The sequence below is a fragment of the Paraburkholderia sp. PGU19 genome, from assembly GCF_013426915.1.
In the GTDB taxonomy this organism is placed as follows: Bacteria; Pseudomonadota; Gammaproteobacteria; order Burkholderiales; family Burkholderiaceae; genus Paraburkholderia.
Genome location: NZ_AP023180.1, coordinates 2,307,757 through 2,328,323, shown reverse-complemented (window position 1 = coordinate 2,328,323; position 20,567 = coordinate 2,307,757). Strand labels below are relative to the sequence as shown.

The 20,567-nt window shown below is 61.8% G+C and carries 20 protein-coding genes and 1 pseudogene; 8 read left to right on the top strand and 13 right to left on the bottom strand.

From position 1 onward, the window contains the following. Positions 1-28: 28 nt before the first annotated feature. The 3 genes from leuD to leuC all read right to left on the bottom strand — a co-directional run bounded on the left by leuD (position 29) and on the right by leuC (position 2,328). On the bottom strand, positions 29-682 hold the full coding sequence (gene leuD, locus H1204_RS28115; RefSeq protein WP_042315427.1) for a 3-isopropylmalate dehydratase small subunit: 654 nt from the start codon (positions 680-682) through the stop codon (positions 29-31). 76 nt (positions 683-758) lie between these two features. Then, complete coding sequence (locus H1204_RS28110; RefSeq protein ID WP_007579623.1) at positions 759-911, bottom strand: entericidin A/B family lipoprotein; 153 nt, start codon at positions 909-911, stop codon at positions 759-761. A 7-nt stretch (positions 912-918) separates the two neighbouring features. Then, positions 919-2,328, bottom strand: a complete 1,410-nt coding sequence (gene leuC / locus H1204_RS28105; protein WP_180733328.1) for a 3-isopropylmalate dehydratase large subunit — start codon at positions 2,326-2,328, stop codon at positions 919-921. 364 nt (positions 2,329-2,692) lie between these two features. Here leuC and H1204_RS28100 point away from each other — a divergent pair, with 364 nt between their 5' ends. Beyond that, positions 2,693-3,280 (top strand): hypothetical protein, encoded by a 588-nt coding sequence (locus H1204_RS28100; protein WP_243468689.1) that lies wholly within the window; start codon positions 2,693-2,695, stop codon positions 3,278-3,280. Positions 3,281-3,573: 293 nt separating this feature from the next. On the opposite strand, the gene gltA is transcribed toward H1204_RS28100, so the two are convergent. The 7 genes from gltA to H1204_RS28065 form a co-directional block, all read right to left on the bottom strand. Then, entirely contained in the window at positions 3,574-4,875 is a 1,302-nt protein-coding gene (gene gltA, locus H1204_RS28095; protein ID WP_007579626.1) for a citrate synthase, read from the bottom strand. Positions 4,876-4,967: 92 nt separating this feature from the next. Then, positions 4,968-5,237 (bottom strand): succinate dehydrogenase assembly factor 2, encoded by a 270-nt coding sequence (locus H1204_RS28090; RefSeq protein ID WP_180731737.1) that lies wholly within the window; start codon positions 5,235-5,237, stop codon positions 4,968-4,970. A 1-nt stretch (position 5,238) separates the two neighbouring features. Further along, on the bottom strand, positions 5,239-5,943 hold the full coding sequence (locus H1204_RS28085; protein WP_008924387.1) for a succinate dehydrogenase iron-sulfur subunit: 705 nt from the start codon (positions 5,941-5,943) through the stop codon (positions 5,239-5,241). Between the two features lie 24 nt (positions 5,944-5,967). Then, positions 5,968-7,743 carry a succinate dehydrogenase flavoprotein subunit gene (gene sdhA, locus H1204_RS28080; RefSeq protein ID WP_180731736.1) on the bottom strand — a complete coding sequence of 592 codons (1,776 nt, stop codon included), beginning with the start codon at positions 7,741-7,743 and terminating at the stop codon, positions 5,968-5,970. A 3-nt stretch (positions 7,744-7,746) separates the two neighbouring features. Continuing rightward, on the bottom strand, positions 7,747-8,115 hold the full coding sequence (gene sdhD / locus H1204_RS28075; RefSeq protein ID WP_042317332.1) for a succinate dehydrogenase, hydrophobic membrane anchor protein: 369 nt from the start codon (positions 8,113-8,115) through the stop codon (positions 7,747-7,749). A 4-nt stretch (positions 8,116-8,119) separates the two neighbouring features. Continuing rightward, positions 8,120-8,536, bottom strand: coding sequence for a succinate dehydrogenase, cytochrome b556 subunit (gene sdhC / locus H1204_RS28070; RefSeq protein WP_180731735.1), 417 nt, complete (start codon positions 8,534-8,536; stop codon positions 8,120-8,122). Between the two features lie 151 nt (positions 8,537-8,687). Further along, on the bottom strand, positions 8,688-9,488 hold the full coding sequence (locus H1204_RS28065) for a GntR family transcriptional regulator (RefSeq protein ID WP_007579562.1): 801 nt from the start codon (positions 9,486-9,488) through the stop codon (positions 8,688-8,690). A 548-nt stretch (positions 9,489-10,036) separates the two neighbouring features. Here H1204_RS28065 and H1204_RS28060 point away from each other — a divergent pair. The 7 genes from H1204_RS28060 (at position 10,037) to acnA (ending at position 19,181) form a co-directional block, all read left to right on the top strand. Further along, the gene (locus H1204_RS28060; RefSeq protein ID WP_035999302.1) at positions 10,037-11,020 is read left to right on the top strand and encodes a malate dehydrogenase; all 984 of its coding nucleotides are present in this window, start codon (positions 10,037-10,039) and stop codon (positions 11,018-11,020) included. Between the two features lie 212 nt (positions 11,021-11,232). Beyond that, positions 11,233-12,240 carry an aldolase/citrate lyase family protein gene (locus H1204_RS28055; RefSeq protein WP_180731734.1) on the top strand — a complete coding sequence of 336 codons (1,008 nt, stop codon included), beginning with the start codon at positions 11,233-11,235 and terminating at the stop codon, positions 12,238-12,240. Then, entirely contained in the window at positions 12,237-13,148 is a 912-nt protein-coding gene (gene prpB, locus H1204_RS28050) for a methylisocitrate lyase (RefSeq protein ID WP_180731733.1), read from the top strand. Before H1204_RS28055 ends, prpB begins: the two co-directional genes overlap by 4 nt. 25 nt (positions 13,149-13,173) lie before the next feature. Continuing rightward, the gene (gene prpC, locus H1204_RS28045; protein WP_180731732.1) at positions 13,174-14,349 is read left to right on the top strand and encodes a 2-methylcitrate synthase; all 1,176 of its coding nucleotides are present in this window, start codon (positions 13,174-13,176) and stop codon (positions 14,347-14,349) included. A gap of 102 nt (positions 14,350-14,451) precedes the next feature. Further along, positions 14,452-14,937 (top strand): hypothetical protein, encoded by a 486-nt coding sequence (locus tag H1204_RS28040; RefSeq protein WP_180731731.1) that lies wholly within the window; start codon positions 14,452-14,454, stop codon positions 14,935-14,937. 24 nt (positions 14,938-14,961) lie between these two features. Beyond that, positions 14,962-16,413 (top strand): bifunctional 2-methylcitrate dehydratase/aconitate hydratase, encoded by a 1,452-nt coding sequence (locus H1204_RS28035; protein WP_180731730.1) that lies wholly within the window; start codon positions 14,962-14,964, stop codon positions 16,411-16,413. Between the two features lie 50 nt (positions 16,414-16,463). Then, positions 16,464-19,181 (top strand): aconitate hydratase AcnA, encoded by a 2,718-nt coding sequence (gene acnA, locus H1204_RS28030; RefSeq protein ID WP_180731729.1) that lies wholly within the window; start codon positions 16,464-16,466, stop codon positions 19,179-19,181. 178 nt (positions 19,182-19,359) lie between these two features. Here the strand turns inward: acnA and H1204_RS51570 are convergent. From H1204_RS51570 to H1204_RS51560, 3 genes and pseudogenes are all read right to left on the bottom strand, one after another. Beyond that, a pseudogene (locus H1204_RS51570) lies at positions 19,360-19,470 on the bottom strand (lytic transglycosylase domain-containing protein); the annotation flags it as partial. 9 nt (positions 19,471-19,479) lie between these two features. Next, entirely contained in the window at positions 19,480-19,962 is a 483-nt protein-coding gene (locus H1204_RS51565) for an IS630 family transposase (RefSeq protein WP_243468795.1), read from the bottom strand. Then, positions 19,856-20,536: a winged helix-turn-helix domain-containing protein gene (locus H1204_RS51560; protein WP_243468688.1), complete on the bottom strand. Its 681-nt coding sequence runs from the start codon at positions 20,534-20,536 to the stop codon at positions 19,856-19,858. Before H1204_RS51560 ends, H1204_RS51565 begins: the two co-directional genes overlap by 107 nt. Positions 20,537-20,567: the final 31 nt, after the last annotated feature.

Genomic DNA, 20,567 nt, shown 5'->3' with positions numbered 1-20,567 from the left:
GTGGATCAGGCGCGATTTCGCGAAAACTTCAGCGCACGAGGCGGTTATTGAGCCACGGCTGCTTCGCGATGCGCTCTGCCTCGTACTGGCGAATCTTGTCCGCGTGACGCAGCGTAAGGCCGATGTCGTCGAAGCCGTTCAGCAGGCAGTATTTGCGGAACGCGGCGACTTCGAACGGATATTCGGCGCTGCCGTCAGCCGTGCGCACGACCTGCTTTTCCAGGTCGACGGTCAGCTGGAAGCCGTTGAACGCGAATGTTTCGTTAAACAGATGGTCGACCTGCTGATCCGTCAGCACGATGGGCAGCAGACCGTTCTTGAAGCAGTTGTTGTAGAAGATGTCCGCGAAGCTCGGCGCGATGATCGCGCGGAAGCCGTACTGTTGCAGCGCCCACGGTGCGTGCTCGCGCGAGCTGCCGCAGCCGAAGTTCTGGCGTGCGAGCAGCACCGACGCGCCCTGATAACGCGGCTGGTTCAGCACGAAATCCGGATTCAGCGGACGCTTCGAGTTGTCCTGTCCCGGCTCGCCGTGATCGAGATAACGCCATTCGTCGAACGCGTTGGGACCGAAACCCGTGCGCTTGATCGACTTCAGGAACTGCTTCGGAATGATCGCGTCGGTGTCGACGTTTTCGCGATCGAGCGGCGCCACGACGCCGGTATGTACGATGAATTTTTCCATGACGCTTTAGCCTGTTCGAAGCCGGACGGCGGCGCACATGCGCATCACCCACGCCCTCCGGCGAATCAAAAACCGCTTACTTTGCCGCCTTGTCGCTGATCGACCCGCCCAGATGCTGCAGGTCTTCGCCAAAGCCATGCACCGTGTTGCAACCAGCGAGGCCGAGCAACAGCCCAGCTAGCGTCGCGAGTGCGAATCGGCGCAGAAGTGCGATGCGATCGATGTTCATGAGGCGTTTATCCCAGCTTGCGAATGTCGACGAAATGCCCCTCGATGGCGGCAGCCGCTGCCATGGCGGGGCTCACGAGGTGCGTGCGTCCGCCCGCGCCCTGACGGCCTTCGAAATTGCGGTTCGACGTGGATGCGCAGCGCTCGCCCGGCTCCAGCCGGTCGGCGTTCATCGCGAGACACATCGAGCAGCCCGGCTCGCGCCATTCGAAACCCGCTTCCGTGAAGACCTTGTCGAGACCTTCGCGTTCGGCCTGCGCCTTCACGAGGCCCGAGCCCGGCACGACCATCGCGAGACGGATGTTCGGTGCGACGCGGCGGCCAAGCTTCTTCACGACCCACGCTGCCGCACGCAGATCTTCGATGCGCGCGTTGGTACACGAGCCGATGAAAATCTTGTCCGGCTTGATCGATTCGATGGGGAGATTCGGTTCGAGCGCCATGTACTGCAGCGCGCGTTCCATCGCGTCGCGCTTGACCGGGTCCTTCTCCTTCTCCGGGTCCGGCACGCGTGCGTCGATGGACGTGACCATTTCCGGCGACGTGCCCCACGTGACCTGCGGCACGATCTCGGCGGCGTTCAGTTCGACCACGCGATCGAAATGCGCGCCAGCATCGGACGTGAACTGCTTCCAGTATTCGACGGCCTGATCCCACTCGACGCCTTGCGGCGAGAACGGACGGCCCTTCAGGTATTCGATGGTCGTGTCGTCGACGGCGACCATGCCGGCGCGCGCGCCCGCTTCGATCGCCATGTTGCAGACGGTCATGCGGCCTTCCATCGACAGCGCGCGAATGGTCGAGCCGCCGAACTCGATCGCGTAGCCCGTGCCGCCCGCCGTGCCGATCTTGCCGATGATCGCGAGCACGATGTCTTTCGCGGTGCAGCCGCGCGGCAACTGGCCTTCGACCTTGACCAGCATGTTCTTGCTCTTCTTCTGAAGAAGCGTTTGCGTGGCGAGCACGTGTTCGACTTCCGACGTGCCGATGCCGTGCGCCAGCGCGCCGAACGCGCCGTGCGTGGAGGTATGCGAGTCGCCGCAGACAATCGTCATGCCGGGCAGCGTCGCACCCTGTTCCGGCCCGATGATGTGGACGATGCCCTGACGCATGTCGTTCATCTTGAACTGCGTGATGCCGAATGCGTCGCAGTTCGCGTCGAGCGTATCGACTTGCAGCTTCGACACGGGGTCAGCGATGCCGTGGCTGCGATCCGTGGTCGGCACGTTGTGATCCGACACCGCCAGATTCGCGCTGATGCGCCACACCGGGCGCTCCGCGAGCTTCAGCCCTTCGAATGCCTGCGGGCTGGTCACTTCATGCAGCAGTTGACGGTCGATATAGAGAATCGTCGTGCCGTCTTCTTCCGTGTGGACCACATGCGTGTTCCACAATTTGTCGTAGAGAGTCTGTGCCATGGTATGCGGGGATAGTAATGACATCGGGCAGTTCGTGTCCGGTCAATTATGCCACGCAGTTGACTTTCCAGGACCATCACGTATCGAGAAAACCGATAAAAAACATGGAGTTGGGTGGTAGTTCCGATACCTGTATCGGCACTACCGAGGTGGGCGTCCGAGCCCGTTTCGAAATGATCGGATGGAAAGCCGGGCGAGGCTTCGCTGTGCAGGAAGCTCGGCAACTGGCGCTGAAACGGGGGAAGGTGCGTAAGGCGCGTCCTGCGACGCGGTAGCTAAAAACACGCGGCAGTCGGCCGAACGGCGTATAGCGGCCACTTCAGCGTTCGCCATAGCATGGTTAGTCACCCTAACCATGCTAACGATGTCGCAACTCGAATATTTGACCGTCGATTCACCGCCTCAACCTGGACATCGATTCTCAGGGGTGAGCTATCGTGGAACCAAGTGGAATCTCAATCATCTCGATGCCTTCACATTCAAGATCGATCTGGGATTAGGCGAAGACGTGACCGTACTCGTACTTTTCTCATGCCACTGCTTTACCCGTAGCTTCCGATGGGACGCACGCGCAACTCATCTGATACCTGCGGATGAAATCTACGATGATGGCAAAGAACGCCGTGTACTCGACCCGCAGCGCTACGAACTATCACGCAGGCATCTAAGCGAAATCGTCGTTCAATTGCCGTTCCGGCGCATTACGATTGCCAGCGAGAAACAACCCAACTTCGTTACGCTTGAACAGCTGAACGAAGACGGCACGACATCGCTTTACGCCGTTTTCTTCGAAGCGGAACGAGACCGGAGCCGCAAGCGACGCATCGTGTTGCGCATCCAGTCGGCCTACGTGCTGGACAACGGACTGACGAGGCGTCAGGAAAAGGCCGGTAAAGTCGGCTTCGCGACGCTACTGCGCGCGACGTACCTTGGCAAAAGGATTCGTGGATAGGTCCGCAGAAAAACAAACGGCCACCTGAGGTGGCCGTTGCATGCGGGATTCTCTATCTGTCATTCGACAAAACTCCCACTCCTGGTGGGACCCGGCTTGCCGGGCGGCGCTACGTTTTTCGCACCCGCTGGTACGTAGTTTTGAGCCATCATTATTGCCTTTTGCCCACCGCCGGTCAAGCGCCCTCCGACCTGGCCAAACGGCATATAAAGCAAAACACCCCAACGGCGAACCGTTGAGGTGTTTCAATCGATGCGTTTAACGCAAGCATAGAGCGCTGACGCGCCCGTGGCTTAGCGCTGAGCGATCGGCTTGGCTTCGCGCGGCGTTTCGCCGATGAACAACTGACGCGGACGGCCAATCTTCTGTTCGGGATCGCCGATCATTTCGTTCCACTGCGCGATCCAGCCGACCGTACGCGCCATCGCGAAGATACACGTGAACATCGACGTCGGAATGCCCAGCGCGCGCTGCACGATGCCCGAGTAGAAGTCGACGTTCGGGTACAGCTTGCGCGACACGAAGTATTCGTCTTCCAGCGCGATCTTTTCCAGTGCCATCGCGAGCTTGAACAGCGGGTCGTCGTGCAGGCCCAGTTCGTTCAGCACTTCGTAGCACGTTTCGCGCATCAGCTTGGCGCGCGGATCGTAGTTCTTGTAGACGCGGTGACCGAAGCCCATCAGCTTCACGCCCGAGTTCTTGTCCTTCACCTGCTTGATGAACTCAGGAATGTTGTCGACCGAGCCGATTTCTTCCAGCATGTTCAGCGCCGCTTCGTTCGCGCCGCCGTGCGCCGGGCCCCACAGACACGCGATACCGGCTGCGATACACGCGAACGGATTCGCACCCGACGAACCCGCCAGACGAACCGTCGACGTCGACGCGTTCTGCTCGTGGTCGGCGTGCAGGATCAGGATACGGTCGAGTGCGCGGACCAGCACTTCGTTGACCTGGTACTCTTCGCACGGGTTCGAGAACATCATGCGCATGAAGTTCGCGCTGTACGACAGATTGTTCTGCGGGTACACGAACGGCTGGCCGATCGAGTACTTGTACGCCATCGCGACCAGCGTCGGCAGCTTGGCGATCATGCGGATCGCCGAGACTTCGCGATGACGCGGGTTATTGATGTCGAGCGAGTCGTGGTAGAACGCCGACAGCGCGCCGACTGCAGCGACGAGAATCGCCATCGGGTGCGCGTCGCGGCGGAAGCCACGGAAGAAGAACTGCATCTGCTCGTGAACCATCGTGTGGTTCGTGACCGTCTTCACGAACTCGTCCTTCTGCGCCTGGTTCGGCAGTTCGCCCTTCAGCAGCGCGTAGCACGTTTCGAGGAAGTCCGCGTTTTGCGCGAGGTTGTCGATCGGGAAGCCGCGGTACAGCAGCTCGCCCTTGTCACCGTCGATGTAGGTGATAGCCGAGTTGCACGACGCCGTCGACATGAAGCCCGGATCGTACGTGAACTTGCCTGTCTGACCATACAGCTTACGGATGTCGATCACATCCGGGCCCATCGTGCCCTTGTAAATCGGCATTTCAACGCTCGGCGAGTTGTCGCTGAACGATAGCGTGGCTTTAACATCTGACGGGGTCATAGCACATCCTCAATCGAAGTATGGAAACAGGGTTTCGATAATTGCACGCCTGGATCAAACTCACCTGCGTAATGGCGAGGCTTACGCCTTGATTACACGTTACGCAGCATCTCCAGCACCCGCACGACATCGGCGTCGGCGAGGTCGCCCTCCGGTTCCTTGCGGGCGAGCAGCAAGTCCATCAGGTCGTTATCGCTCAGTTCGAGCAGGCGCGTGAGCGCGCCTACGTCCGCATCACTGAGATCATGCTCATATCGGCTGAAAAAACGCTCGAAGATCAGATCGTTTTCCAGCAGGCCGCGCCGGGCGCGCCACTTCAGGCGCGCGCGACGCAGCGGGTCGGACTGATGCGATGCGTCCATCTCAGACAGCCCGGCGCACCATCAATTCCTTGATCTTGCCGATCGCCTTCGTCGGGTTGAGCCCCTTCGGGCACACGTCGACGCAGTTCATGATCGTATGGCAACGGAACAGACGGTACGGATCTTCCAGGTTGTCCAGCCGCTCGCCCGTCGCCTGATCGCGGCTATCCGCGATGAAACGGTAGGCTTGCAGCAGCCCTGCCGGGCCGACGAACTTGTCCGGATTCCACCAGAAGCTCGGGCACGACGTCGAGCAACTCGCGCACAGGATGCACTCATACAGGCCGTCGAGCTCATCGCGCTCTTCCGGCGACTGCAGACGCTCCTTCTCCGGCGGCGGCGTGTCGTTGATCAGATACGGCTTGATCGAGTGATACTGGTTGAAGAACTGCGTGAAGTCGCAGATCAGGTCGCGCACCACGGGCAGGCCCGGCAGCGGACGCAGCACGATCTTCTGCGGCAGGTCGTTCAGGTTCGTCAGGCAGGCAAGACCGTTCTTGCCGTTGATGTTCATCGCGTCCGAGCCGCACACGCCCTCGCGGCAGGAGCGGCGGAACGACAGCGTTTCGTCCAGTGCCTTCAGTTTCACCAGCGCGTCGAGCAGCATGCGCTCGTGCGAGTCGATCTCGATCTCGTACGTCTGCATGCGCGGCGCGGCGTCCTTGTCCGGGTCGTAGCGGTAGATTTCAAATGTACGCTTGGCCATTTCTCTGATCCTTTGACTTATGCCTTAGAAGGTACGCGCTTTGGGCGGCACCGATTCGACCGTCAGCGGGTTCATGTGCACCGGCTTGTAGTCGAGGCGGTCGCCTTCGCTGTACCACAGCGTATGGCGCAGCCAGTTCTCGTCGTCGCGATGTTCGAAGTCGTTCTGCGCGTGCGCGCCACGGCTTTCCTTGCGCGCTTCGGCCGACACCATCGTCGCGCGCGCCACCTCGATCAGGTTCTCCACTTCGAGCGCTTCCACGCGCGCCGTGTTGAACACCTTCGACTTGTCCTTCAGGTGGATGTTGTCCACACGTGCAGCCACTTCGCGAATGCGCTCGACGCCTTCAGCCAGCAGCGCCGACGTGCGGAACACGCCCGCGTGCGCCTGCATCGTCGAGCGGATGTCGTTCGCCACGTTCTGCGCGTATTCGCCCGAACTCGACTTGTCGAGCTTCGCGAGACGCGACAGCGCGAAATCAGCGGCATCGGCGGGCAGCGGCTTGTGCTCCTTGATGTCCTTCACGTGCTTGACGATGTGGTTGCCCGCCGCGCGGCCGAACACCACCAGATCGAGCAGCGAGTTCGTGCCCAGGCGGTTCGCGCCGTGCACCGACACGCACGAGCACTCGCCCACGGCGTAGAAGCCGTTGATCGGGTCTTCGTGGCCCTTGGCCGTGCCGACGACCTGACCGTGGATGTTCGTCGGAATGCCGCCCATCTGGTAGTGGATGGTCGGCACGACGGGAATCGGTTCCTTGATGCAGTCGACGTTCGCGAACTTCAACGCGATTTCGCGGATCGACGGCAGACGCTTCATGATCGTCTCGGCGCCGATGTGCGACAGGTCGAGCAGCACGTGGTCCTTGTTCGGACCGACGCCACGGCCTTCCTTGATTTCCTGGTCCATCGAGCGCGAGACGAAGTCGCGCGGCGCCAGATCCTTCAAGGTAGGCGCATAACGCTCCATGAAGCGCTCGCCGTCCGAGTTACGCAGGATGCCGCCTTCGCCGCGCACGCCTTCCGTGATCAGCACGCCCGCGCCGGCGACGCCCGTCGGGTGGAATTGCCAGAATTCCATGTCCTCGAGCGGGATGCCCGCGCGTGCGGCCATGCCCAGACCGTCACCCGTGTTGATGAACGCATTGGTCGATGCCGCGAAGATCCGGCCCGCGCCGCCCGTGGCGAACAGCGTGGTCTTGCCTTCGAGGATGTAGACGTCGCCCGTTTCCATTTCCAGCGCGGTCACGCCGAGCACGTCGCCGTCGGCGTCGCGGATCAGGTCCAGCGCCATCCATTCGACGAAGAACGTGGTCTTGGCGGCGACGTTCTGCTGGTACAGCGTGTGCAAGAGTGCGTGGCCAGTCCGGTCAGCCGCCGCGCACGCGCGCTGCACCGGCTTCTCGCCGTAGTTGGCCGTGTGGCCGCCGAACGGGCGCTGATAGATCGTGCCATCCGCGTTACGGTCGAACGGCATGCCGAAGTGTTCGAGTTCGTAGACGGCGTTCGGTGCTTCGCGGCACATGAACTCGATCGCGTCCTGGTCGCCGAGCCAGTCGGAGCCCTTGATCGTGTCGTAGAAGTGGTAATGCCAGTTGTCTTCGCTCATGTTGCCGAGCGAGGCGCCGATGCCGCCTTGCGCCGCCACCGTGTGCGAGCGCGTCGGGAACACTTTCGACAGCACGCAGACCGACAGGCCCGCGCGCGCGAGCTGCAGCGACGCGCGCATCCCCGAGCCGCCCGCGCCAACGATAACCACGTCGAAGCGGCGACGCGGCAGGGAATTCTTGATTGCAGCCATTCTTTACACTCTCCAGAGAATCTGCGCAGCGTAGCCCGCACACGCGAGCAGCCAGACGATCGTCAACGCCTGCAGCAGAAGCCGCGTGCCAACGGGCTTGATGTAGTCCATCCAGATGTCCCGGATGCCGACCCACGCGTGATAGAACAGCGACAGCAGCGTCACGAACGTGGCGAGCTTCATCCACTGCGTGGCGAAAATGCCCGCCCAGCCGTCGTAAGAGAATGCGTGCGCGCCGAAGAACCAGGCGAGCAGGATAACCGTGTACACGGCCATGATGACGGCCGTGATGCGCTGCGCGAGCCAGTCGCGCAGACCATAATGCGCGCCGACGACGAGGCGCTTCGAACCAACTCGGTTATTGGCGGACATGTTTTTAGAATGCTCCGAACAGTTTGAGCGCAAAGGCGATCGTCAGGATCGACGACACCACCAGCACGACGACCGACGTGCTCTTGCCACGCTCTTTCGAGACCGCGTCGTGGTTCACGTCCATCGACAGATGGCGCACGCCCGCGCAGAAGTGGAACAGGAACGCCCAGGCCAGCACCAGCACGATCAGCTTGACGATGATGTTGGACAGGAAGCCCTTGAACACCTCGTAGCTCAGTTCGGAGGTCAGGCTCTGGTCAAAGAGGTACAGCAGGAACGGAAGGAAGATGAACAGCAGGCCGCCGCTCACGCGGTGAAGAATCGACACCCGCCCCGCGAGAGGAAGACGGTATGCCGTCAATATCTGCCCGATACCGATGTTCCGGTATTCCGGCCTCGGTTTTTTTACGGCTTCTGCCATGCTAGACCCCTACTTGTAGTCACACTAATCCGCAATTTTAGCGCCTTTTCATTTCGCGCTGCAGCGTAACACTGCTCTGGCGAGCGTGCCGCGAAGCGCGCATGAAGGCCCGCGCAAGCCTTGCCGCAAGCCCACGGCAACGCTTCTTCTTTCAACTCAAATCGTTCTGATAGTAATACCCGGTTGTGACATACCATCCGCGCCGTACTTCGACGGGACGGTCACCATAGGTATAGGACACGCGCTCCACGGACAGCAACGGAAATCCCGTCGGTACGTGCAAAAGATCGGCAACGGACGGGTCCGCCGCGACGGCGCGAATCTTCTCGGACGCGCGAATCATGCGCGTGCCGAACTCCGTCTCGAACATCGCGTAGAGCGGCCCCTTGTACTCCGACAGGCGCTCGAGCGTCAGCCCGCGGAACACGCCGCCCGGCAGCCAGATCTCGTCGAGCACCGTGTCTTCGCCGTCGAATGTCAAAAGACGCTTGATCAGCACGACGGGATCGGCCGGCTTCAGGTCCAGCTGCCGCGCGATATCCGCCGACGCCCGCAAGCGCCGGCATTCGAGCAGTCGGCTGATGTGTGGATGTTCGGCGCCGTCGTCGGCGAGAAGACGGAGGAAGCGGAACTGCGCGCGCTCTTCGTTGTGCGTAGCAACAAAAGTGCCTTTGCCCTGGCGGCGCACCAGCAGATTGTCGGCGGCAAGTTCGTCGATCGCCTTGCGCACCGTGCCCTGGCTGACCTTGTAACGCGCGGCCAGTTCGACTTCACTGGGAATGATCTCACCCGGCTTCCATTCACCCGACTCGAGGCTCTGCGTGATGAGCGCCTTGATCTGCTGGTAGAGAGGACTGAACGTCGGTGACGGCGCCGGCGCGGAGACAGGCGCAGCGTCGCCCGCGCCGGACGCGCCGGGAGGGTTCGCTGTGCTGGCCGGGTTCGAATTCATGCGCGCATTTCAACACAAAGCGCCTCATGCCGTCCAGATTTTTTGCCGTAATAGATATGTCTTATATAAGACATAAGATACGGTTGACTTTGTCCCGCCCGAATCCTACACTCCTTGTCGAGCAAGGGTTTGCGGGTTGTGCCACGCATTTTTGACAGCGCTTTATGTCAACAGCGTGATGCACCGGAAGGCCACCCTGCATCACGCTGTTCCCTCACGCAGTCCAGGTTTCGCTTCGCCCTGCATTGCCCGGCAAGTGCGCCGCAATGCCCCGCCGAAACGCGCTGTTTGCAGGAGCCCGCGCTATGCAGCGGCCTTGATGTGGCGTCTATCATGACACCGATCGCTGCAAGCAATGTCCGTCCCCGCGCTCGGCAGCACAGATTATCCGGCACGGCGGCTTCGCCGCCAGCGCGTCTTCTGGCCTTCTTCGGACCGCCTGCAGGGCTCGCGCAGCGAATTCGCCGTGCTAAAACCACGCTTCGCGTAACGCCCATATAGAATGGCGTTTTCCCTAGCGTTCAACGCATCGTCCTGGAGATTTCTCAATGGCTAAGCCCGCAAAGCGCGTTGCCGTCACCGGCGCCGCAGGTCAAATCGGTTACTCCCTGCTGTTCCGCATCGCCAATGGCGACATGCTCGGCAAGGATCAGCCGGTCATCCTGCAACTGCTGGACCTGCCGCAAGCGCAAGCCGCTGTCAAAGGCGTCGTGATGGAACTCGAAGACTGCGCGTTCCCGCTGCTCGCGGGTGTCGTGGTCACTGACGATCCCAAGGTTGCGTTCAAGGATGCCGACGTCGCACTGCTGGTCGGCGCGCGTCCGCGTTCGAAAGGCATGGAGCGTAAGGACCTGCTGTCGGCCAACGCCGAAATCTTCACGGTGCAGGGCAAGGCGCTGAACGAAGTGGCGAGCCGCGACGTGAAGGTACTGGTCGTCGGCAACCCGGCAAACACGAACGCCTACATCGCGATGAAGTCGGCGCCGGATCTGCCGAAGAAGAACTTCACGGCCATGCTGCGTCTGGACCACAACCGCGCGCTGTCGCAACTGGCGGCCAAGTCGGGCAAGCCGGTTGCTTCGATCGAAAAGCTGGTCGTGTGGGGCAACCACTCGCCGACCATGTACCCGGATTTCCGCGTCGCGACGGCTGAAGGCCAGGACCTGACCAAGCTGATCAACGACGAAGAATGGAACCGCAACACGTTCATCCCGACGGTCGGCAAGCGCGGCGCGGCGATCATCGAAGCGCGCGGCCTGTCGTCGGCGGCTTCGGCAGCGAACGCAGCCATCGACCACGTGCGTGACTGGGTGCTCGGCACGAACGGCAAGTGGGTCACGATGGGCATTCCGTCGGACGGCTCGTACGGCATTCCCGAAGACATCGTCTACGGCGTTGCCGTGACGTGCGAAAACGGCGAGTACAAGCGTGTCGAAGGCCTGCAGATCGACGCGTTCGCGCGCGAAAAGATGGACAACACGCTGAACGAGTTGCTCGAAGAGCGCGAAGGCGTTCAGCACCTGCTGGGCTAATCGCCTGATGCAGACCAACCGGGACACCGTTGCAGCGCGACGGGTTCCGGTTTTTTGCGTTTGACAATCCTGCATGATGGCTTGCGCAGCAAGCGCATGCAGGGGTTCGCAACTGATTCGAGCGCGTTTTGATCTGACCGTCATATATCACGGTCGTAAAAGACCAGAACGCACCCGAATCAGAATTTCCAAACAGTACCCACACGCCGATAATGCGCGCACTGACTCCCGCCGAAGTCCTGTTTGACGGCGAAGCGCCGCCCACTGTGCTGCCTGCCTGCGACCACTACGCCGGCAGCGAGAAGCTGATGCTCAAATCGCTCGCTTTGCAGCAGGAGTTGGGCCCCGTCTTCGACATCACGCTCGATTGCGAAGACGGCGCGCAAGTGGGCCGCGAGGCGGAGCATGCAGAACTGGTCGCGTCGCTGCTGGGCAGCGACCATGACCGTTTCGGCCGTGTCGGCGTGCGGATTCACGACTTCAACCATGCGCACTGGCGCGACGACGTGCGCCTCATCCTGCGCGCGGCGAAGCGCGCGCCTGCCTTCATCACACTGCCGAAAATCCGCAACGTGCCCGATGCTGCCGAAATGTGCGCGTTCATCGAGGCGACGCGGCGCGAGCTCGGCATTGCGAAACCCGTTCCCGTCCAGTTGCTGGTCGAAACCCATGGCGCATTGACGCGCGTGTTCGATCTGGCCGCGCTGCCCGCCGTCGAGTCGCTGAGCTTCGGCCTGATGGACTTCGTCTCCGCGCACGACGGCGCGATTCCCGATACCGCGATGCGCTCGCCGGGCCAGTTCGATCACCCGCTCGTGCGCCGCGCGAAGCTCGAGATTTCGGCGGCCTGCCACGCGCACGGCAAAGTGCCGTCGCACAATGTATCGACGGAAGTGCGCCACATGGACGTCGTCGCAAACGACGCGCTGCGAGCGCGCAACGAGTTCGGTTACACACGCATGTGGAGCATTCACCCCGCGCAGATTCCCGCCATCGTGTCGGCCTTCGCGCCGCGCGACGAAGAGATCGCGACGGCCACGGAAATCCTGCTCGCCGCACAGTCCGCGCAATGGGGCCCGACGCGCCATCGCGACACGCTGCACGATCGCGCGAGCTATCGCTATTACTGGTCGGTGTTGCGCCGCGCCCGCTCGACGGGCCGCAGCGTGCCCGCCGAAGCCGCGCCGCTGTTCGGGCCGAACGAGGAATCCGCATCATGAGCACAGCCAACACATCAGCGGGCGCCGCGTTCCGCGCCGCCGTCGCCGCCGAAAAACCGTTGCAGGTGGTCGGCGCGATCAACGCCAATCACGCGCTGCTCGCGCAACGCGCCGGCTTCAAGGCGATCTACGTGTCGGGCGGCGGCGTCGCGGCCGGCTCGCTGGGCTTGCCCGATCTCGGCATCTCGACGCTGGATGACGTGCTGACCGACGTGCGCCGCATCACCGACGTCTGCGATCTGCCGCTGCTCGTCGACGTCGACACGGGTTTCGGCCCGTCGGCGTTCAACATTGCGCGTACCGTGAAGGCGTTGACCAAGGCCGGCGCGGGCGCGATGCATATCGAAGACCAGGTCGGCGCCAAGCGCTGCGGGCATCGGCCGGGCAAGGCGATCGTGACGCAGGACGAGATGGTCGACCGTATCAAGGCGGCCGTCGACGCTCGCACCGATCCCAACTTCGTCATCATGGCACGCACCGACGCGCTCGCCGTCGAAGGCCTGCAAGCGGCGATGGACCGCGCGATGGCCTGCGTCGAGGCCGGCGCCGACATGATCTTTCCGGAAGCGATGACGGAACTCGGCATGTACCGGCAGTTCGCGGCCGCCGTGAAGGTGCCCGTTCTGGCGAACATCACCGAATTCGGCGCGACGCCGTTATTCACCGTCGATGAACTGCGCGGCGCGGACGTCTCGCTGGTGCTGTATCCGCTGTCGGCGTTCCGAGCGATGAACAAGGCCGCCGAAAACGTTTACACGGCCATTCGCCGCGACGGCACGCAAAAGAATGTCGTCGACACGATGCAAACGCGCGAAGAACTGTACGATCGCATCGACTATCACGCGTACGAGCAGAAGCTCGACGCGCTGTTCAGTCAAGGCACGCGGAACAACGAGCAGGACAAGTGAGCGGCACATCAAGGAGACCCCTGGAATGAGCGATACGACGCAAGCGGCTGCACCGGGAACGACAAGCGGCTTCAAGCCGAAGAAATCCGTGGCCCTGTCGGGCGTGACGGCGGGCAACACCGCGCTGTGCACGGTCGGCAAGACGGGCAACGACCTGCACTACCGCGGCTACGACATTCTCGATCTCGCCGGTGCCAGCGAATTCGAAGAGATCGCGCATCTGCTCGTGCACGGCAAGCTGCCCAACGTAGCCGAACTCGCCGCTTACAAGCAAAAGCTCAAGGCGCTGCGCGGCCTGCCCGCGAACGTGAAGGCCGCGCTCGAATGGATTCCCGCCGCCGCGCACCCGATGGACGTGATGCGTACGGGCGTCTCCGTGTTGGGCACGGTCCTGCCGGAAAAAGACGATCACAACCTGCCGGGCGCGCGCGATATCGCCGACAAGCTGATGGCCTCGCTCGGCTCGATGCTGCTGTACTGGTATCACTACTCGCACAACGGCAAGCGGATCGAAGTCGAAACCGACGACGATTCGATCGGTGGCCACTTCCTGCATCTGCTGCATGGCGTGGAGCCGCCGAAGTCGTGGGTCGATGCGATGCACGTGTCGCTGAATCTGTATGCGGAACACGAGTTCAACGCATCGACGTTCACGGGCCGCGTGATCGCGGGCACAGGCTCGGACATGTATTCGGCCATCACGGGCGCGATCGGCGCGCTGCGCGGGCCGAAGCACGGCGGCGCCAACGAGGTCGCATTCGAGATCCAGTCGCGCTACCAGACGCCGGATGAGGCAGAAGCCGATATCCGCCGCCGCGTCGAAAACAAGGAAGTCGTGATCGGCTTCGGCCACCCCGTGTACACGATCTCCGATCCGCGCAACAAGGTGATCAAGGAAGTGGCGAAGAAGCTGTCGAAGGAGGCATCGAACATGAAACTGTTCGATATCGCCGAGCGGCTCGAAGGCGTGATGGCCGACGCGAAGAAAATGTTCCCGAATCTCGACTGGTTCAGCGCCGTGTCGTATCACATGATGGGCGTGCCGACGGCCATGTTCACGCCGCTCTTCGTGATCTCGCGCACGTCCGGCTGGGCCGCGCACATCATCGAACAGCGCGTCGACAACAAGATCATTCGACCCAGCGCAAATTACACCGGTCCGGAGAATTTGAAGTTCGTGGCGCTAAATAGGAGAAAATAGCGTCCGCTGTGCGCTCTCGGGGCGCGTGCAGTACCCCGGCGGTTGCGAAATTGCAATCGTGCACTGTTTAAACTCTGAAATTAGATAGAAAGGTTCTCTCCCATGAAAAAACTGCTGATCGCTACCGTTATTGGCGCTCTGTCTTCGACGCTGCTGGTGACGGCGCCCAGCGCGTTCGCACAATCGACCACCACGGCCAAGCCGAAGGCGCCGCAGCCCAAGCGCCTGATCAAGCGCAAGCCGAATCCGGCCAAGGAAGCCAAGGTCGATCCGGTGCCGGAAGGTTCGGAAAAGTGGTCGTGTAAGGAAGGTCTGTCGTTCGATCTGAAGGGCGACATGAAGCGCGACCAGATCGTCACCGTCCACTGGGGCAACAAGAACTACAACCTGCCGCGTGAAAACACGACGACGGGCGCAGACCGCTTCCACGACGCAGCAAGCGGCATGGATCTCGTCGTGATCCCGACCAAGGCCATGTTGTTCTCGGACAAGGACAGCTCGCGTCTGGCCGACGAATGCGTGACGGCCGCCATGTCGCAAGGCGCACCGGCGCCGACGCAGTCGAACGCCGTCAACAAGGCCCAGTAACACGGGCCTGACAGGGAAACCTCGATGTCCGCACCGATCTCCAACGTCCGGCCCGATCCGGACACAGTACTGGTCGATATCGTCGACTATGTGCTGGATAACAAGCTCGAGAGCGATCTCGCGCTGGAGACGGCGCGCAATTGCCTGATCGACACGCTCGGCTGCGGGCTCGAGGCCCTGTCTTACCCTGCCTGCACCAAGCTGATGGGACCGATCGTGCCCGGCACGATCGTTCCGAACGGCGCCAAAGTGCCGGGCACGTCGTTCCAGTTGGACCCTGTGCAAGCCGCGTTCAACATCGGCGCCATGATCCGCTGGCTCGACTTCAACGACACCTGGCTTGCGGCCGAATGGGGCCATCCATCCGATAATCTCGGCGGCATTCTCGCGACGGCCGACTGGCTCTCGCGCACCGCCATCGCCAACGGCAAAAAGCCGCTCGCGATGAAAGACGTCCTGATCGCGATGATCAAGGCGCACGAAATTCAAGGCTGCATCGCGCTCGAAAACTCGTTCAACAAGGTCGGCCTCGACCATGTGCTGCTGGTGAAGCTCGCTTCGACGGCAGTGGTCGGCCAGTTGCTTGGACTGTCGCGCGATGAGCTGATCAACGCAGTCTCGCAGGCGCTTGTCGATGGACACGCGCTGCGCACCTACCGCCACGCGCCGAACACGGGCTCGCGCAAGTCCTGGGCAGCAGGCGACGCCACGTCGCGCGCGGTGCGTCTCGCGCTGATCGCGAAGACGGGCGAAATGGGCTATCCGTCCGTCCTGACCGCGAAAACGTGGGGCTTCTACGACGTGCTGTTCAAAGGACAGCCGTTCAGGTTCCAGCGCCCGTACGGCTCGTACGTGATGGAGAACGTGCTGTTCAAGATTTCGTTCCCCGCCGAATTCCACGCGCAAACGGCTGCTGAAGCAGCGATGTCACTGCACGAGCAGCTACGCGCGAGCGGCAAGCGCATCGAAGACATCGCGAAGATAACGATCCGCACGCACGAGGCGGCCATCCGCATCATCGATAAAACAGGCCCGCTGAACAATCCGGCCGACCGCGATCACTGCATCCAGTACATGATCGCCGTGCCGCTGATTTTCGGCCGTCTGACGGCTGCCGATTACGAAGACGAAGTCGCGCGCGACCCGCGTATCGACGCGTTGCGTGACAAGATGTCGTGCGTGGAAGACCCGCAGTTCACGAAGGATTATCACGACCCTGACAAGCGCTCGATTGCGAACGCGCTGACAATCGGGTTCGCCGACGGATCAACGTTCGACGAAGTCGTTGTCGAATACCCGCTCGGTCACAAGCGTCGCCGCGCCGAAGGCATCCCGCTGCTGGTCGAGAAGTTCAGGACGAATCTCGCGCGGCGCTTTCCGGCGAAGCAACAGCAAGCGATCCTCGATGTGTCGCTGGACCAGGCAAGGCTGGAAGCCATGCCGGTCAATGAATACGTCGATCTGTACGTCATGTGAGTTCAGAAACGTAGCAACGTCATTTCCTCGAAAACCCCAGGAAAATTACCATGGCCCACAATCTCCACAAAACACTCAAGGAATTCGACAGCGGTTCCGGCAAAGGCAAGTTCTATTCGCTGCCGCAGCTTGGTAAGGCGCTGAACGTCAAGATCGACCGGCTGCCCGTGTCGATCCGCCTCGTGCTGGAATCGGTGCTGCGTAACTACGACGGCAAGAAGATCTCGGAAGAACACATCGAGCAGCTCGCGAACTGGAAGCCGACCGCTTCGCGTGTCGATGAAATTCCGTTCGTCGTCGCACGTGTCGTGCTGCAGGACTTCACGGGCGTGCCGCTGCTCGCCGACATCGCCGCCATGCGCGGCGTCGCGCAGCGCGCGGGCAAGAACCCGAAGTCGATCGAACCGCTGGTCCCCGTCGATCTCGTCGTCGATCACTCGGTGCAGATCGACCACTTCCGCGAGAAGAACGCGCTGGATCTGAACATGAAGCTGGAATTCCAGCGCAATAACGAGCGCTACCAGTTCATGAAGTGGGGCATGCAGGCGTTCGACACGTTCAAGGTCGTGCCGCCGGGCGTCGGCATCGTTCACCAGGTGAACCTCGAATACCTCGCACGCGGCGTGCACAAGAAGGCTGAGAACGGCGAATCCGTGTACTACCCGGACACGCTGGTCGGCACGGACAGCCACACGACGATGATCAACGGCATCGGCGTGGTCGGCTGGGGCGTGGGCGGCATCGAAGCGGAAGCGGGCATGCTCGGCCAGCCGGTGTACTTCCTGACGCCGGACGTGGTCGGCGTGCACCTGAAGGGCAAGCTGCGCGAAGGCGTGACGGCGACCGATCTGGTCCTGACCATCACCGAACTGCTGCGTAAAGAGAAGGTTGTCGGCAAGTTCGTCGAGTTCTTCGGCGAAGGCACGCGCTCGCTGTCGCTGCCGGACCGCGCGACGATCGGCAACATGGCGCCAGAATACGGCGCGACGATGGGCTTCTTCCCGGTCGACGAAAAGACGATCGACTACTTCAAGGGCACGGGCCGCACGGACGCCGAAATCTCCGCGTTCGAAAACTACTTCAAGGCGCAGGATCTGTTCGGCATTCCGGACGCCGGCGACATCGACTACACGAAGGTCGTCACGCTGGATCTGGGCACGGTTGCGCCGTCGCTGGCTGGCCCGAAGCGTCCGCAAGACCGCATTGAGATCACCCACGTCAAGTCGACCTTCACGGACCTGTTCTCGAAGCCCGTCAATGAAAACGGCTTCGCGAAGAAGGCAGCCGACCTCGACGCGCAATACACGACGACCAACGGCGTCAACGTGAAGAACGGCGACATCCTGATCGCCGCGATCACGTCGTGCACGAACACGTCGAACCCGAGCGTGCTGCTGGCAGCGGGCCTGCTGGCGAAGAAGGCGGTCGAAGCCGGTCTGGAGGTGGCGCCGCACATCAAGACGTCGCTGGCGCCGGGATCGCGCATCGTCACCGAGTACCTGACGAAGACGAACCTGCTGCAATACCTCGACAAGCTCGGCTTCACGCTGGCGGCCTACGGCTGCACGACGTGTATCGGCAACGCGGGGGACCTGACGCCGGAACTGAACGAAGCGATCACGAAGAACGACATCGTCGCGGCAGCCGTGCTGTCGGGCAACCGTAACTTCGAAGCGCGTATCCACCCGAACATCCGCGCGAACTTCCTGGCGTCGCCGCCGCTGGTCGTCGCTTACGCGATCGCGGGCAACATCACGCGCGACCTGATGACGGAACCCGTCGGCAAGGGCACGGGCGGCAAGGACATCTACCTCGGCGACATCTGGCCGTCGAGCGAAGAAGTCAACGCACTGCTGAAGTTCGCGCTGGACGCCGACGCGTTCCGCACGAACTACGCGCAGCTCACGAAGAAGGGCGACCTGTGGAGCAAGATCGAGGGCGAAGAGGGCCAGGTCTACGACTGGCCGAAGTCGACCTACATCGCGGAGCCGCCGTTCTTCGGCAAGGAATTCTCGATGGAACCGGCTGCGAGCATCGCTGCTGTCAAGGGTGCGCGCGCACTGGGCATCTTTGGTGACTCGGTCACGACCGACCACATCTCGCCGGCAGGCTCGATCAAGGAAGATTCGCCCGCAGGCAAGTGGCTGAAGGCGAACGGCGTGCAGAAGGCTGACTTCAACAGCTACGGCTCGCGCCGCGGCAACCACGACGTGATGATGCGTGGCACGTTCGCGAACGTCCGCATCAAGAACCTGATGATCCCGGCGAAGGCAGACGGCACGCGCGTCGAAGGCGGCCTGACGATTCACCAGCCGAGCGGCGAACAGCAGTCGATCTACGACGCAGCGATGAAGTACATCGACGCCGGCACGCAGACGGTCATCTTCGCGGGCGAAGAGTACGGCACGGGCTCGTCGCGTGACTGGGCAGCGAAGGGCACGCAGCTGCTGGGCGTGAAGGCTGTGGTCGCACGCAGCTTCGAGCGTATCCACCGTTCGAACCTGGTCGGCATGGGCGTTCTGCCGCTGCAGTTCAAGGGCACGGACAGCGTCCAGTCGCTGAACATCACGGGCGAAGAAACGTACGATATCGAAGGTCTCGGCGACGACTTCAAGCCGCAACAGGAAGTCACGCTGGTGATCCATCGCAAGGACGGTTCGGATCAGCGCGTGCAGGTTCTGCTGCGTATCGATACGCCGATCGAAGTCGACTACTACAAGCACGGTGGTATTCTGCCGTTCGTGCTGCGCTCGCTGCTCGCGGCGTAAGTTATCGCTTTGCAGGTGCTGCGTTCTCGTTGAGGACGCAGTGACTTTTAGAGGCCCGGTTTATCCGGGCTTTTTTTTCGGCGTTCGCACGGGCTTTAGTTCCGCTGCAACGGCGATTTCGAAGACTTCAGCTGTCGATGATTTGGCAGACTCCGTCGAGCGGCATACAGATTACCCGCTACCGCCGATAAGCCGCCGCCCGCTCCATCACCCGCCGCACATACTGCTGCGTCTCCGCATACGGCGGAACCGTACCGCCATATTTGCGCACCGCCCCTTCGCCTGCGTTATTCTATTTCTAATTCAACAGTGAATTAATGATCCAAGGCCACGCGACGATGGAGCGAACCCGTTGATGGTCCAGCTCAAGGTCGCGAAGCGAGTCACACAGATGGTGTTCGAGCGCGTCGATGCTGTCGAAGACACGGTTGTGAAAGGACTTTTCCCGCAGATCGTCCCAGAGATGTTCAACTGGATTGAGCTCAGGCGAGTACGGCGGGAGCGTGAGCAGGCGCAGATTGTGGGCCAGCCTGAGCGAAGCACTCTGATGCCACCCGGCGCCATCGAGGACCATCACGATTCGGTCGTCGGGATGACGCGCGCAGACCTCATCGAGAAACAGCTGCATGCAGGCGCCATTGACGTGCGGCAGGATCAGCGAGTCGAGTGCGCCATCAGTCACGGAGACGGCGGCATAAGCGTACGTGTACTCCTGCGTCACCATCGCCTGACACAGCGGGCGAGTGGGTTTGGGGCACCAGCAACGCCGCGTGTCGGAGATGCGACCGAAGCGCGCTTCGTCCTGAAACATCAGGCGGATCGCCCTTGGCCCGGCCACGCGCGCTCGATTTCGAGGATGACGTCGGGGAGTTTTTTTTCCAGGCGTCCTGGGCGGCCACATCGGCCTGGGGGTGTCGCTTGTCGGGTGCCAGCTTGCGCCAGCCATGACGGTGTAGCAGGTTGTAGGCGGAAGCCAGGGCAACCTTGCGCCCAAGTCGTTCGTCCAGCGCCTGCTTGATCTCGCCCACCACCAGGATGCCGCCCGCACTGGCCTTCTCGAAGAAGGGCGCAAGAAAGGCCGCCTCTTCTTCTCGCGTCATATTCTCCCGGCGGCGACCACCTGGCGTGGGGCGGTCGACCTCAGGCAGCCCGCCCGCCAGGATGAAGCGCCGGCGCAACTGACAGGCCCAGCCGACCGACACGCCAATCGCTTGCGCGGTCTGCGCGAGCGTCAGCCCGAATTCCAGCGGTAACAGTACTGCTTGTGCCTGCCGCAATTCATCTACCGTCCTGGCCTCGACCACGAGCCGCTTCGCCCTTTCGAGAACTTCACCACCACTCGCTTGACGAACCATCGCACATCCCTCAACACAAGAAAGGTGCGCT

Coding starts and splice junctions, on each gene's coding strand:
- sdhA (WP_180731736.1), bottom strand. CDS start 7,743: ATGGCTGCAATCAAGAATTCCCTGCCGCGTCGCCGCTTCGACGTGGTT.
- leuD (WP_042315427.1), bottom strand. CDS start 682: ATGGAAAAATTCATCGTACATACCGGCGTCGTGGCGCCGCTCGATCGC.
- H1204_RS28055 (WP_180731734.1), top strand. CDS start 11,233: ATGCGCGCACTGACTCCCGCCGAAGTCCTGTTTGACGGCGAAGCGCCG.
- H1204_RS28100 (WP_243468689.1), top strand. CDS start 2,693: ATGTCGCAACTCGAATATTTGACCGTCGATTCACCGCCTCAACCTGGA.
- H1204_RS28035 (WP_180731730.1), top strand. CDS start 14,962: ATGTCCGCACCGATCTCCAACGTCCGGCCCGATCCGGACACAGTACTG.
- H1204_RS51560 (WP_243468688.1), bottom strand. CDS start 20,536: ATGGTTCGTCAAGCGAGTGGTGGTGAAGTTCTCGAAAGGGCGAAGCGG.
- H1204_RS28065 (WP_007579562.1), bottom strand. CDS start 9,488: ATGAATTCGAACCCGGCCAGCACAGCGAACCCTCCCGGCGCGTCCGGC.
- H1204_RS28040 (WP_180731731.1), top strand. CDS start 14,452: ATGAAAAAACTGCTGATCGCTACCGTTATTGGCGCTCTGTCTTCGACG.
- H1204_RS28085 (WP_008924387.1), bottom strand. CDS start 5,943: ATGGCCAAGCGTACATTTGAAATCTACCGCTACGACCCGGACAAGGAC.
- leuC (WP_180733328.1), bottom strand. CDS start 2,328: ATGGCACAGACTCTCTACGACAAATTGTGGAACACGCATGTGGTCCAC.
- H1204_RS28060 (WP_035999302.1), top strand. CDS start 10,037: ATGGCTAAGCCCGCAAAGCGCGTTGCCGTCACCGGCGCCGCAGGTCAA.
- H1204_RS28110 (WP_007579623.1), bottom strand. CDS start 911: ATGAACATCGATCGCATCGCACTTCTGCGCCGATTCGCACTCGCGACG.
- sdhD (WP_042317332.1), bottom strand. CDS start 8,115: ATGTCCGCCAATAACCGAGTTGGTTCGAAGCGCCTCGTCGTCGGCGCG.
- prpB (WP_180731733.1), top strand. CDS start 12,237: ATGAGCACAGCCAACACATCAGCGGGCGCCGCGTTCCGCGCCGCCGTC.
- sdhC (WP_180731735.1), bottom strand. CDS start 8,536: ATGGCAGAAGCCGTAAAAAAACCGAGGCCGGAATACCGGAACATCGGT.
- prpC (WP_180731732.1), top strand. CDS start 13,174: ATGAGCGATACGACGCAAGCGGCTGCACCGGGAACGACAAGCGGCTTC.
- gltA (WP_007579626.1), bottom strand. CDS start 4,875: ATGACCCCGTCAGATGTTAAAGCCACGCTATCGTTCAGCGACAACTCG.
- acnA (WP_180731729.1), top strand. CDS start 16,464: ATGGCCCACAATCTCCACAAAACACTCAAGGAATTCGACAGCGGTTCC.
- H1204_RS28090 (WP_180731737.1), bottom strand. CDS start 5,237: ATGGACGCATCGCATCAGTCCGACCCGCTGCGTCGCGCGCGCCTGAAG.